This is a genomic window from Enterobacter cancerogenus (assembly GCF_019047785.1).
GTDB classification, from domain to species: domain Bacteria; phylum Pseudomonadota; class Gammaproteobacteria; order Enterobacterales; family Enterobacteriaceae; genus Enterobacter; species Enterobacter cancerogenus.
Map to the genome: position 1 here is coordinate 3,020,048 of NZ_CP077290.1, position 13,054 is coordinate 3,033,101.

Below are 13,054 nucleotides of genomic sequence, written 5' to 3' on the forward strand. Positions count from 1 at the left end.
AAATTGAATTGAGAGGAATGAATGACCAAAGAAATGCAAACTTTAGCTTTAGCCCCTGTTGGTAACCTGGAGTCTTACATCCGGGCTGCGAACACCTGGCCGATGTTGACGGCTGAGGAAGAAAAGGAGCTTGCTGAAAAGCTGCATTACCAGGGCGATCTGGAAGCAGCTAAGACGCTGATCCTGTCTCACCTGCGCTTTGTTGTTCACGTTGCTCGTAATTATGCGGGCTACGGCCTGCCGCAGGCGGATCTGATTCAGGAAGGTAACATCGGCCTGATGAAGGCTGTACGTCGCTTTAACCCGGAAGTGGGTGTGCGACTGGTCTCCTTCGCCGTGCACTGGATCAAAGCTGAAATTCACGAATACGTTCTGCGTAACTGGCGTATTGTGAAAGTCGCCACGACGAAAGCGCAACGCAAACTGTTCTTCAACCTGCGTAAAACCAAGCAGCGTCTGGGCTGGTTCAATCAGGATGAAGTGGAAATGGTGGCGCGCGAACTGGGCGTATCCAGCAAAGACGTCCGCGAGATGGAATCCCGTATGGCCGCGCAGGACATGACCTTTGACATGTCTTCCGACGATGACGCCTCTGACAGCCAGCCGATGGCACCGGTTCTGTATCTGCAGGATAAGACCTCTAACTTTGCCGACGGCATTGAAGAGGACAACTGGGAAGATCAGGCCGCGAACAAGCTGAGCTTTGCGATGGAAGGTCTCGACGAGCGTAGCCAGGACATTATCCGCGCCCGCTGGCTGGACGAAGACAACAAGTCCACGCTGCAGGAACTGGCCGACCGCTACGGCGTGTCCGCTGAACGTGTGCGTCAGCTTGAAAAGAACGCCATGAAAAAACTTCGCGCCGCTATCGAAGCGTAATTTCTGCGAAGTCCCCGTTTAGCCGAAATAGTTCAGGCTGCAGGAAGGCGGCAAATGAGTGAATCCCGATGAGCTTACATGAGTAAGTGATTCGGGTGAACGAGAGCAGCCAACGTACCTGCGGCTTGAAATATGAAGGATAAAAGCCCCTGGATGTGAATCCGGGGGTTCTGTTTTTTTAACGCCTGCTCTGGCGAAATTTTACCCCCTGGCAAACACTTACTGATGCGCTACACATGCGATCTTCGGGGGGATAAGGTGAACAACAAAGAACTGAATGACCGGCGCTTGCAGGCCACGCCGCGCGGCATTGGGGTGATGTGTAACTTCTATGCCGATAAAGCCGAAAACGCCACGGTGTGGGACGTCGAAGGCAATGAGTACATTGATTTCGCCGCCGGGATCGCGGTGCTGAATACCGGCCATCGCCATCCTGCCGTTATCGCCGCTATCGAAAAACAACTCCACGCCTTTACCCATACTGCCTACCAGATTGTTCCATACGAAGGCTATGTCGCTCTGGCTGAACGCATCAACGCCCGCGTGCCGATAGACGGCCCGGCCAAAACGGCTTTCTTCTCTACCGGAGCGGAAGCGGTGGAGAACGCCGTCAAAATCGCGCGCGCCTGGACCCGTCGCCCCGGCCTGATTACCTTTGGCGGTGCATTTCATGGCCGCACCTTTATGACCATGGCGCTGACCGGCAAAGTCGCCCCCTACAAACTCGGCTTCGGCCCGTTCCCCGGCTCGGTCTATCACGCGCAGTTTCCCGATCACCTGCGCGGCGTGAGTTCCCAGGAGGCGATCAAAAGCGTTGAACGCCTCTTTAAAGCGGATATCGCCCCTGACCAGGTGGCCGCTATTATCCTTGAACCTGTGCAGGGGGAGGGCGGGTTTAACGTCGCCCCCGCCGATTTTATGCAGGCTCTGCGCACCCTGTGCGACACCCACGGCATTCTGCTGATTGCCGATGAGGTGCAAACCGGCTTTGCGCGTACCGGCAAACTATTCTCAATGGAAAACCACTGCGTGAAGCCGGACCTGATCACCATGGCGAAAAGCCTGGCGGGCGGCATGCCGCTCTCGGCGGTCTCTGGCCGCGCAGAGGTGATGGACGCACCCGCGCCAGGCGGCCTGGGCGGCACCTATGCGGGTAATCCGCTGGCGATTGCGGCGGCGCATGCGGTGCTGGACGTGATTGACGAAGAAGATCTCTGCACGCGGGCGGCGCACCTGGGACATCATCTGGTTGAAGTGCTGAATAAAGCGAAAGACGGGTGTCCGTACATCGCCGATATCCGCGCGCAAGGATCGATGGTGGCGGTGGAATTTATCGATCCGCAGACCGGACAGCCGTCGCCGGAATTCACCCGCGAGGTACAGGATCGCGCCCTGCAGGAGGGGCTGCTGCTCCTGAGCTGCGGCGTGTACGGCAACGTGATTCGTTTCCTCTATCCGCTGACCATCCCGGAAGCGCAGTTCCGTAAAGCGCTGGATATTATTTCCGCCTCGCTGACACGATAAAGCCAAAAGCCCGGCGCAACAGGCTGCCGGGCTTAGCACAGTGACATGTCAAATTAGCTATTCCAAAATCATAAAAATGCGGTATGTTTTAGCAGAGTATGCTGAAAAAGCGCGGTCAGTACGCCTATAAACGAAATAAAGCGCTACACAACAACATCACAATAATCGTAATAACCATAATAATGGGGATTCTCAGGATGAACATGAAGGGTAAAGCATTACTGGCAGGATGTATGGCGTTGGCATTCAGCGCCATGGCGCAGGCCGATATTAAAGTCGCGGTAGTCGGCGCGATGTCCGGCCCGGTAGCCCAGTACGGCGACCAGGAATTTACGGGCGCAGAGCAGGCGGTTGCAGACATTAATGCTAAGGGCGGTATCAAGGGCGAAAAACTGCAGATCGTAAAATATGATGATGCCTGTGACCCGAAACAAGCGGTTGCGGTGGCGAACAAAGTGGTAAACGACGGCATCAAATATGTTATCGGCCACCTGTGTTCTTCTTCTACTCAGCCAGCGTCTGATATATACGAAGACGAAGGCATTCTGATGATCACCCCGGCGGCGACGGCACCAGAGCTGACCGCGCGCGGCTATAAGCTGATCCTGCGCACCACCGGCCTGGATTCCGATCAGGGTCCAACGGCGGCAAAATACATCGTTGATAAAGTGAAGCCAAAGCGCATCGCGATTGTGCATGACAAACAGCAGTACGGTGAAGGTCTTGCGCGTTCCGTGCAGGATAACCTGAAGAAAGCGAAGGCTGACGTGGTGTTCTTCGACGGCATCACCGCCGGTGAGAAAGACTTCTCCACGCTGGTGGCGCGCCTGAAGAAAGAGAATATCGACTTTGTGTACTACGGTGGCTATCACCCGGAAATGGGCCAGATCCTGCGCCAGGCGCGCGCAGCGGGTCTGAAAACCCAGTTTATGGGGCCGGAAGGCGTGGCGAACGTGTCACTGTCTAACATTGCCGGTGAATCTGCCGAAGGCTTGCTGGTCACCAAACCGAAGAACTACGACCAGGTGCCTGCCAACAAACCGATTGTGGATGCGATCAAGGCGAAGAAACAGGACCCAAGCGGCGCGTTCGTCTGGACCACCTACGCGGCGCTGCAGTCTCTGCAGGCGGGCCTGAACCAGTCAGCCGATCCGGCGGAGATTGCCACCTGGCTGAAAGCCAACTCCGTGGAAACCGTGATGGGACCGTTGTCCTGGGATGAGAAGGGCGACCTGAAAGGCTTTGAGTTCGGTGTGTTTGACTGGCATGCCAACGGTACGGCGACCGACGCTAAATAATACGGGTGCGGATTGATGCCCTCACCCTAACCCTCTCCCACAGGGAGAGGGGATAGTTCGGTGTTTTTCCTCCCCTTTGGGAGAGGGGATAGTTCGGTGTTTTTCCTCCCCTTTGGGAGAGGGGATAGTTCGGTGTTTTTCCTCCCCTTTGGGAGAGGGGATAGTTCGGTGTTTTTCCTCCCCTTTGGGAGAGGGGATAGTTCGGTGTTTTTCCTCCCCTTTGGGAGAGGGGATAATTCGGTGTTCTCCCTCTCCCCGTGGGAGAGGGCCGGGGTGAGGGCACCAGCCCGCACAAATTTAACGCTTCTCCCACCCGTTCGTCTGCGCCGTAAATCCTAACGCCTGCATAAATGCCGCCATTACGCCGCGGTCTTCCACGCCCACATCGGCCATCCACCATGCGTCTACGCTCGGGTTATCGCGCATCACCTCTTCAATCAAATATTGCCCCACGCCGCGACGGCGGGTGACGTCACGCACGCGTAAAGAGTCCAGCGCGCCCTGGGTGCCGCTCAGCGTTACGCGTACGGCGGCCAGCAGGCGCTCGTTAAAACGCGCGGCGTAAATACGGTGATTCTCATCAACGTCCAGCGAAGAAGGGGAGTATTCCGGCCAGATTTTGCCCAGGTCGATATGATCCTGGTCGCTAAAGGTCACCAGACGAACGATAGTCAGTTTCATTAGCTGCTTGTCCACATCAAAAAAAGTAAGGGCAGTGTACTCACTTTATCCGCCCCGAGGCTTTCTCTTTTTCCCCGATTAACCAGGTGATTAGTTTTTTGGCTGCGCAATGTCCAGTCTGAAAACGTATGGATCGAAAAATAAGCAGAATTTTAACCTGAAAGGTAGTGATTTATTCGGCGCTTTGTACCGTTATTTTATGCTGCAAACCGCGCTTTTATTTGTTTATCTCTGCCTGATTTCAGAATATTATCTTTGCTTAATCGCCTGAAAAATAGAGATTTTAGTCTGGTTTTTGCTAAAAAACTGCGCTAAACCATTAAAGGCACTGGTAAAAATAGCGTTGTTCATTAAAAGTACAGAATGCTTTTTAACCATAATAAAACAAAATATAAACATCACGTCACGAATGGGGATTCACAGATGAAAAGGAACGCGAAAGCATTAATCGCGGGAATGGTTGCACTGGCAATGTCGCAAAGCGCGATGGCGGAAGATATTAAAGTCGCCGTGGTCGGCGCGATGTCCGGTCCGGTTGCCCAGTGGGGCGATATGGAGTTCAACGGCGCGCGCCAGGCCATTAAAGACATCAACGCCAGCGGTGGCATCAAGGGCGACAAGCTGGTCGGCGTAGAGTATGACGACGCCTGCGATCCCAAACAGGCCGTAGCGGTCGCCAACAAAATTGTGAACGACGGTATTCAGTACGTGATTGGTCACCTGTGCTCATCGTCCACCCAGCCGGCGTCCGACATCTATGAAGATGAAGGCATTCTGATGATTACCCCTGGCGCGACTAACCCGGAGCTGACCCAGCGCGGTTACGCGCACATCATGCGTACTGCGGGTCTGGACTCCTCTCAGGGGCCGACCGCGGCAAAATACATTCTCGATACGGTCAAGCCGCAGCGTATTGCCATCATCCATGACAAGCAGCAGTACGGCGAAGGCCTGGCGCGTTCCGTGCAGGACGGCCTGAAAAAAGGCGGCGCGAATATCGTCTTCTTCGACGGTATCACCGCCGGTGAGAAAGATTTCTCGGCGCTGATTGCCCGTCTGCAGAAAGAAAATATCGATTTCGTCTATTACGGCGGCTACTACCCGGAAATGGGCCAGATGCTGCGCCAGGCGCGTGCGACCGGCCTGAAAACCCAGTTCATGGGCCCGGAAGGCGTGGGCAATGCCTCGCTGTCTAACATCGCGGGTGACGCGGCGGAAGGCATGCTGGTGACGATGCCAAAACGCTATGACCAGGACCCGGCTAACAAGGCTATCGTCGACGCGCTCAAGGCGCAGAAGAAAGATCCGAGCGGTCCATACGTGTGGATCACCTATGCCGCCGTGCAGTCGCTGGCAACGGCAATGGATCGCACCGGCAGCAAAGAGCCGTTGGATCTGGTTAAAGATTTAAAAGCACACGGGGCAAACACCGTGATTGGGCCGCTGAACTGGGATGAGAAAGGCGATCTGAAGGGATTTGAATTTGGTGTCTTCAAGTGGCACGCCGACGGATCTTCCACGGCAGCCAAATAATAATCCCACCGCCCGCGCAATGCGGGCGGGTTGAGAAAGGTTACGTTATGTCTGAGCAGTTTCTCTATTTCTTACAGCAGATGTTTAACGGCGTCACGCTGGGCAGCACCTACGCCCTGATCGCCATCGGCTACACCATGGTTTACGGCATTATCGGCATGATCAACTTCGCCCATGGCGAGGTCTACATGATCGGCAGCTATGTCTCCTTCATGATTATCGCCGCCCTGATGATGATGGGTATCGACAGCAGCTGGCTGCTGGTCGCCGCCGGGTTTGTCGGTGCGATTGTTATCGCCAGCGCCTACGGCTGGAGCATCGAGCGTGTAGCCTATCGGCCCGTGCGTAGCTCCAAGCGCCTGATTGCGCTGATCTCGGCAATTGGTATGTCTATCTTCCTGCAAAACTACGTCAGCCTGACCGAAGGCTCGCGCGACGTGGCGCTGCCAAGCCTGTTTAACGGCCAGTGGATTGTAGGGGCGAGCGAGAACTTCTCGGCGTCAATCACCACCATGCAGCTGGTTATCTGGGTCGTCACCTTCCTGGCGATGCTTGCTCTGACCGTGTTCATCCGCTACTCCCGCATGGGACGCGCCTGCCGCGCCTGCGCGGAAGACCTCAAGATGGCGAGCCTGCTCGGCATCAACACCGACCGCGTAATCGCCCTGACCTTCGTGATCGGCGCGGCGATGGCGGCGGTGGCAGGTGTCCTGCTCGGCCAGTTCTACGGCGTGATTAACCCCTACATCGGCTTTATGGCCGGGATGAAAGCCTTCACCGCAGCGGTACTGGGCGGCATCGGCAGTATCCCGGGCGCGATGATCGGCGGCCTGATCCTGGGCGTAGCCGAAGCGCTCTCCTCGGCGTACCTGAGTACAGAATATAAAGACGTGGTGTCGTTTGCCCTGCTGATTCTGGTTCTGCTGGTCATGCCTACCGGTATTCTGGGCCGTCCGGAGGTAGAGAAAGTATGAAACCGATGCATTTCGCGATGGCGCTGCTCTCTGCCGCCATGTTCTTCGTGCTGGCGGGCGTGTTTATGGGCGTCCAGCTGGAGCTGGATGGCACTAAGCTTGTGGTCGACACCGCGCCAGATATCCGCTGGCAGTGGGTGTTTATCGGCACCGCCGTGGTGTTCCTGTTCCAGCTGCTGCGTCCGCTGTTCCAGAAGACGCTGAAAAACGTCTCGGGGCCAAAATTCGTGCTGCCGGCGATTGATGGTTCAACCGTGAAACAGAAGCTGTTCCTCGTGGCGCTGCTGGTGGCCGCCGTGGCGTGGCCGTTCGTGGTATCCCGCGGGACGGTGGATATCGCCACCCTGACCATGATCTACGTGATTTTAGGCCTCGGCCTGAACGTGGTGGTGGGTCTGTCCGGCCTGCTGGTGCTGGGCTACGGCGGCTTCTACGCCATCGGTGCTTACACCTTTGCGCTGCTGAACCACTATTACGGCCTCGGCTTCTGGACCTGTCTGCCGCTGGCTGGGCTGGTTTCTGCCGCTGCGGGCTTCCTGCTTGGCTTCCCGGTCCTGCGCCTGCGCGGCGACTATCTGGCGATTGTGACCTTAGGCTTCGGTGAAATCGTCCGTATTCTGCTGCTCAACAATACCGAAGTGACCGGCGGCCCGAACGGCATTAGCCAGATCCCGAAACCGACTTTCTTCGGCCTGGAGTTCAGCCGCACCGCCCGCGAAGGCGGCTGGGACACCTTCAGCAACTTCTTTGGCATTAAGTACGATCCGTCCGACCGTGTGATTTGGCTCTATCTGGTGGCGTTGCTGCTGGTCGTCATCACTCTGTTTGTGATTAACCGTCTGCTGCGCATGCCGCTGGGCCGTGCGTGGGAAGCGCTGCGCGAAGATGAGATCGCCTGCCGCTCGCTGGGCCTGAACCCGACCCGCATCAAGCTGACCGCGTTCACCATCAGCGCCGCGTTTGCGGGCTTTGCCGGAACGCTGTTTGCCGCGCGCCAGGGCTTCGTCAGCCCGGAATCCTTCACCTTTGCCGAATCTGCCTTCGTACTGGCGATTGTGGTGCTTGGCGGGATGGGCTCGCAGTTCGCCGTTATCCTCGCGGCCATCCTGCTGGTGGTTTCCCGCGAGCTGATGCGCGACTTTAACGAATACAGCATGTTGATGCTGGGTGGTTTGATGGTGCTAATGATGATCTGGCGTCCGCAGGGCCTGCTGCCGATGACCCGTCCGCAGTTAAAGCTTAAAGAGGCGGAAGTGAAAGGAGAGCAGCCATGAGTCAGCCATTATTATCGGTTAACGGCCTGATGATGCGTTTTGGCGGCCTGCTGGCGGTTAACAACGTATCACTGGACCTGCACAAGAAAGAGATTGTCTCCCTGATTGGCCCAAACGGCGCGGGGAAAACCACGGTCTTTAACTGCCTGACGGGCTTCTACAAGCCGACGGGCGGCACCATCATGCTGCGCGACCAGCACCTTGAAGGCCTGCCGGGCCAGCAGATTGCCCGCATGGGCGTGGTGCGTACCTTCCAGCACGTGCGCCTGTTCCGCGAAATGACGGTGATTGAGAACCTGCTGGTGGCGCAACATCAGCAGCTTAAAACCGGCATCTTCTCCGGCCTGCTGAAAACCCCGGCCTTCCGCCGCGCGCAGGAAGAAGCGCTGGACCGCGCCGCCACCTGGCTCGACCGCATCGGCCTGCTGCAGCACGCCAACCGTCAGGCCAGCAACCTGGCCTACGGCGACCAGCGTCGTCTGGAGATTGTGCGCTGCATGGTGACGCAGCCGGAAATCCTGATGCTCGACGAACCGGCGGCGGGCCTCAACCCGAAAGAGACCAAAGAGCTGGACGAGCTGATCGCCGAGCTGCGCGATCGTCACGACACCACCATCCTGCTTATCGAACACGATATGAAGCTGGTGATGGGCATTTCTGACCGTATCTACGTGGTAAACCAGGGCACGCCGCTGGCAAACGGGACGCCGGAAGAGATCCGCAACAACCCGGACGTGATCCGTGCATACCTGGGTGAGGCATAAGATGGAAAAAGCGATGTTAACGTTCGATAAGGTCAACGCGCACTACGGCAAGATCCAGGCGCTGCACGACGTCAGCCTGCACATTAATCAGGGCGAAATCGTCACCCTGATTGGGGCCAACGGCGCGGGTAAAACCACGCTGCTCGGCACCCTGTGCGGCGACCCGCGCGCCAGCAGCGGGCGAATTGTGTTTGACGGCAAAGACATTACCGACTGGCAGACCGCCAAAATCATGCGCGAAGCGGTGGCGATTGTCCCGGAAGGGCGTCGCGTCTTCTCGCGCATGACGGTGGAAGAGAACCTGGCGATGGGCGGTTTCTTCGCCCACCGCGACCAGTTCCAGACCCGCATCAAATGGGTATACGAACTCTTCCCGCGCCTGTGGGAGCGCCGCGTGCAGCGTGCAGGCACCATGTCCGGCGGTGAACAGCAGATGCTGGCGATTGGTCGCGCGCTGATGAGCCAGCCGCGTTTGCTGTTGCTTGACGAACCTTCGCTCGGCCTTGCGCCGATCATTATCCAGCAGATTTTCGACACCATCGAGCAGCTGCGCAAAGAGGGGATGACCATCTTCCTCGTCGAGCAGAACGCCAACCAGGCGCTGAAGCTCGCCGACCGTGGCTACGTGCTGGAGAACGGTCGCGTGGTGCTGTCCGATACCGGCGACGCGCTGCTGGCGAACGAAGCGGTGCGGAGTGCGTATTTAGGCGGTTAATCGCATTTTCCCCTCACCCTAACCCTCTCCCCCAAGGGAGAGGGAACCGATCGATTTTCTCCCTCTCCCCGTGGGAGAGGGCCGGGGTGAGGGCATCAAACCGCACCGATCCCCTTCACACAACCATCATCCCGCTGACGCGTTGTTGTCATCTTTCTGTAAACAAAAAGTTATTTTTCTGTCATTCGAGCATGTCATGTTACCTCGCGAGCATAAAACGCGTGATATCGCGCATCCGGCACAATAAGAGAGATGACAATGACATCGTTACGATACACAGCTTTGGGTCTGGCAATTGGACTGGCTTTTGCGACGAACGCAATGGCCGTTACCACCATTCCGTTCTGGCATTCCATGGAAGGGGAGCTGGGTAAAGAGGTTGACTCCCTGGCGCAGCGTTTCAACGACACCCATCCGGATTACAAAATTGTGCCGGTGTACAAAGGCAACTACGAGCAGAGCCTGAGCGCGGGCATTGCGGCATTCCGCACCGGTAACGCACCGGCGCTGCTGCAGGTGTATGAAGTGGGCACCGCCACCATGATGGCCTCCAAAGCGATTAAGCCGGTCTACGAAGTGTTCAAAGACGCAGGCATTAACTTTGACGAATCCCGCTTCGTGCCGACGGTTTCTGGTTACTACACCGACTCCAAAACCGGCCACCTGCTGTCGCAGCCGTTTAACAGCTCCACCCCGGTGCTGTACTACAACAAAGATGCCTTCAGGAAAGCCGGTTTAGACCCGGAGCAGCCGCCAAAAACCTGGCAGGATCTCGCCGAGTACACCGCGAAGCTGAAAGCCGCAGGGATGAAGTGCGGCTACGCCAGCGGCTGGCAGGGCTGGATCCAGATTGAAAACTTCAGCGCCTGGCACGGCCTGCCGGTCGCCACCAAAAACAACGGCTTCGACGGCACCGACGCGGTGCTGGAGTTCAACAAGCCGGAGCAGGTGAAACACATCGCGCTGCTTGCCGATCTGAACAAGAAGGGCGACTTCAGCTACTTTGGCCGTAAAGATGAATCCACCGAGAAGTTCTACAACGGCGACTGCGCCATTACCACCGCCTCCTCCGGCTCGCTGGCGGACATCCGTCACTACGCCAAATTCAACTACGGCGTGGGCATGATGCCTTACGACGCCGACGTGAAGGGTGCGCCGCAGAACGCCATCATCGGCGGGGCGAGCCTGTGGGTGATGCAGGGCAAAGACAACGGCACCTACAAGGGCGTCGCCGAGTTCCTCGACTTCCTGGCGAAGCCGGAAAACGCCGCCGAATGGCACCAGAAGACCGGCTACCTGCCGATCACCAAAGCCGCCTATGACCTGACCCGCGAGCAGGGCTTCTACAGCAAGAACCCGGGCGCGGATATCGCGACGCGCCAGATGCTGAACAAGCCGCCGTTGCCGTTCACCAAAGGCCTGCGTCTGGGCAACATGCCGCAGATCCGTACCATCGTGGATGAAGAGCTGGAAAGCGTGTGGACCGGGAAGAAAACCCCACAGCAGGCGCTGGACTCCGCGGTTGAGCGCGGTAATCAGCTGCTGCGCCGCTTTGAGCAGTCGACGAAGTCTTAATCCTTTTACCCTCACCCTAACCCTCTCCCAAAGGGAGAGGGAACTCATACTCCCTCTCCCTTTGGGAGAGGGCCGGGGTGAGGGGCCACCTAACGCTGAGCTAACCTATGTCCTCATCCCGTCCGGTGTTCCGCTCCCGCTGGCTGCCCTATCTGCTGGTTGCGCCGCAGCTGATCATCACCGTTATCTTCTTTATCTGGCCTGCGGGCGAAGCGCTGTGGTACTCGGTGCAAAGCGTCGACCCGTTCGGGCTGTCCAGCCAGTTTGTCGGGCTGGACAACTTTACCGCGCTGCTTCACGACAGCTATTACCTCGACTCTTTCTGGACGACGATGAAGTTCAGCGCGCTGGTCACGGTCAGCGGGCTGGTCGCCTCGCTGTTCTTCGCCGCGCTGGTGGATTACGTAGTGCGCGGCAGTCGCCTGTATCAAACCTTGATGCTGCTGCCCTACGCCGTCGCGCCTGCCGTGGCTGCCGTGCTGTGGATCTTCCTGTTTAATCCCGGGCGCGGGCTGATTACCCACTTCCTGGCGGAGTTCGGTTATGACTGGAACCACGCGCAGAACAGCGGTCAGGCGATGTTCCTGGTGGTCTTCGCCTCGGTGTGGAAGCAGATCAGCTACAACTTCCTGTTCTTCTTCGCCGCGCTACAGTCCATTCCGCGCTCGCTGGTGGAGGCTGCGGCAATCGACGGCGCTGGCCCGGTTCGCCGCTTCTTTACGCTTTCGCTGCCGCTGATCGCCCCGGTGAGTTTCTTCCTGCTGGTGGTCAACCTGGTCTACGCCTTCTTCGACACCTTCCCGGTGATCGACGCCGCCACAGCAGGCGGCCCGGTGCAGGCCACCACCACGCTTATCTACAAAATCTACCGTGAGGGCTTTGCCGGTCTGGACCTTTCGGCCTCTGCCGCCCAGTCGGTGGTGCTGATGTTCCTCGTTATCCTCCTCACGGTGGTGCAGTTCCGCTATGTCGAAAGTAAGGTGCGCTACCAATGATTGAGAACCGTCGCGGGCTGACGATTTTCAGCCATACCATGCTGATTTTAGGGATCATCGTCATCCTGTTCCCGCTGTACGTGGCCTTTGTCGCCGCCACGCTGGACACCAAAGCGGTGTTCGACACGCCGATGACGCTGATCCCTGGCGGGCATCTTTTCGAGAACATGAAAACCATCTGGACCCAGGGCGTGGGTGCCAATAGCGCGCCGTTCTGGCTGATGATGCTCAACAGCTTCATCATGGCGTTTGGCATTACGGTGGGCAAAATCACCGTGTCGATGCTCTCGGCCTTCGCCATCGTCTGGTTCCGTTTTCCGCTGCGTAACCTGTTCTTCTGGATGATCTTCATCACCCTGATGCTGCCGGTGGAGGTGCGTATCTTCCCGACGGTGGAAGTGATCGCCAACCTCAACATGCTGGACAACTACGCGGGCTTAACCCTGCCGCTGATGGCCTCGGCGACCGCCACTTTCCTGTTCCGCCAGTTCTTTATGACCCTGCCGGACGAGCTGATTGAAGCGGCGCGTATCGACGGCGCCTCGCCGATGCGCTTTTTCCGCGACATTGTGCTGCCGCTGTCCAAAACCAACCTCGCGGCGCTGTTCGTGATCACCTTTATCTACGGCTGGAACCAGTACCTGTGGCCGCTGCTGATTATCCAGGACGTCAATCTCGGCACCGCCGTGGCGGGTATCAAAGGCATGATCGCCACCGGCGAAGGCACCACCCTCTGGAACCAGGTGATGGCGGCGATGCTGCTCACCTTAATCCCCCCGGTCGTAATCGTTTTAGCCATGCAGCGCGCGTTTGTGCGTGGCTTAGTAGACAGTGAGAAATAA

The 13,054-nt window shown here is 57.5% G+C and carries 12 protein-coding genes; 11 read left to right on the forward strand and 1 reads right to left on the reverse strand.

What is annotated here, in order from left to right:
• The first annotated feature begins 21 nt into the window (after positions 1-21).
• The 3 genes from rpoH to livJ all read left to right on the forward strand — a co-directional run bounded on the left by rpoH (position 22) and on the right by livJ (position 3,701).
• Positions 22-879 carry an RNA polymerase sigma factor RpoH gene (gene rpoH, locus I6L58_RS14210; protein WP_006177943.1) on the forward strand — a complete coding sequence of 286 codons (858 nt, stop codon included), beginning with the start codon at positions 22-24 and terminating at the stop codon, positions 877-879.
• 258 nt (positions 880-1,137) lie between these two features.
• On the forward strand, positions 1,138-2,403 hold the full coding sequence (locus I6L58_RS14215; RefSeq protein ID WP_088209279.1) for a 4-aminobutyrate--2-oxoglutarate transaminase: 1,266 nt from the start codon (positions 1,138-1,140) through the stop codon (positions 2,401-2,403).
• 197 nt (positions 2,404-2,600) lie between these two features.
• Positions 2,601-3,701 (forward strand): branched chain amino acid ABC transporter substrate-binding protein LivJ, encoded by a 1,101-nt coding sequence (livJ, locus tag I6L58_RS14220; protein ID WP_081047609.1) that lies wholly within the window; start codon positions 2,601-2,603, stop codon positions 3,699-3,701.
• A gap of 297 nt (positions 3,702-3,998) precedes the next feature.
• Here the strand turns inward: livJ and panM are convergent, their stop codons facing one another.
• Complete coding sequence (panM, locus tag I6L58_RS14225) at positions 3,999-4,382, reverse strand: aspartate 1-decarboxylase autocleavage activator PanM (protein ID WP_058609763.1); 384 nt, start codon at positions 4,380-4,382, stop codon at positions 3,999-4,001.
• Positions 4,383-4,805: 423 nt separating this feature from the next.
• On the opposite strand from panM, the gene livK reads away from it, so the two are divergent.
• From livK to ugpE, 8 genes are all read left to right on the forward strand, one after another.
• Positions 4,806-5,915: a high-affinity branched-chain amino acid ABC transporter substrate-binding protein LivK gene (gene livK, locus I6L58_RS14230; protein ID WP_006177936.1), complete on the forward strand. Its 1,110-nt coding sequence runs from the start codon at positions 4,806-4,808 to the stop codon at positions 5,913-5,915.
• 47 nt (positions 5,916-5,962) lie between these two features.
• Positions 5,963-6,889 (forward strand): high-affinity branched-chain amino acid ABC transporter permease LivH, encoded by a 927-nt coding sequence (livH, locus tag I6L58_RS14235; RefSeq protein ID WP_006177935.1) that lies wholly within the window; start codon positions 5,963-5,965, stop codon positions 6,887-6,889.
• Positions 6,886-8,163: a high-affinity branched-chain amino acid ABC transporter permease LivM gene (locus I6L58_RS14240; protein ID WP_006177934.1), complete on the forward strand. Its 1,278-nt coding sequence runs from the start codon at positions 6,886-6,888 to the stop codon at positions 8,161-8,163. The genes livH and I6L58_RS14240 overlap by 4 nt, the downstream gene beginning before the upstream one ends.
• Positions 8,160-8,927, forward strand: a complete 768-nt coding sequence (gene livG, locus I6L58_RS14245) for a high-affinity branched-chain amino acid ABC transporter ATP-binding protein LivG (RefSeq protein ID WP_006177933.1) — start codon at positions 8,160-8,162, stop codon at positions 8,925-8,927. The genes I6L58_RS14240 and livG overlap by 4 nt, the downstream gene beginning before the upstream one ends.
• Before the next feature lies 1 nt (position 8,928).
• A complete protein-coding gene (gene livF, locus I6L58_RS14250; RefSeq protein ID WP_006177932.1) occupies positions 8,929-9,642 on the forward strand; it encodes a high-affinity branched-chain amino acid ABC transporter ATP-binding protein LivF in 714 nt (237 codons plus the stop codon).
• Positions 9,643-9,900: 258 nt separating this feature from the next.
• Positions 9,901-11,217, forward strand: coding sequence for a sn-glycerol-3-phosphate ABC transporter substrate-binding protein UgpB (gene ugpB / locus I6L58_RS14255; protein ID WP_088209241.1), 1,317 nt, complete (start codon positions 9,901-9,903; stop codon positions 11,215-11,217).
• A 107-nt stretch (positions 11,218-11,324) separates the two neighbouring features.
• Complete coding sequence (ugpA, locus tag I6L58_RS14260) at positions 11,325-12,212, forward strand: sn-glycerol-3-phosphate ABC transporter permease UgpA (protein ID WP_088209240.1); 888 nt, start codon at positions 11,325-11,327, stop codon at positions 12,210-12,212.
• Positions 12,209-13,054, forward strand: a complete 846-nt coding sequence (gene ugpE / locus I6L58_RS14265; protein WP_088209239.1) for a sn-glycerol-3-phosphate ABC transporter permease UgpE — start codon at positions 12,209-12,211, stop codon at positions 13,052-13,054. The genes ugpA and ugpE overlap by 4 nt, the downstream gene beginning before the upstream one ends.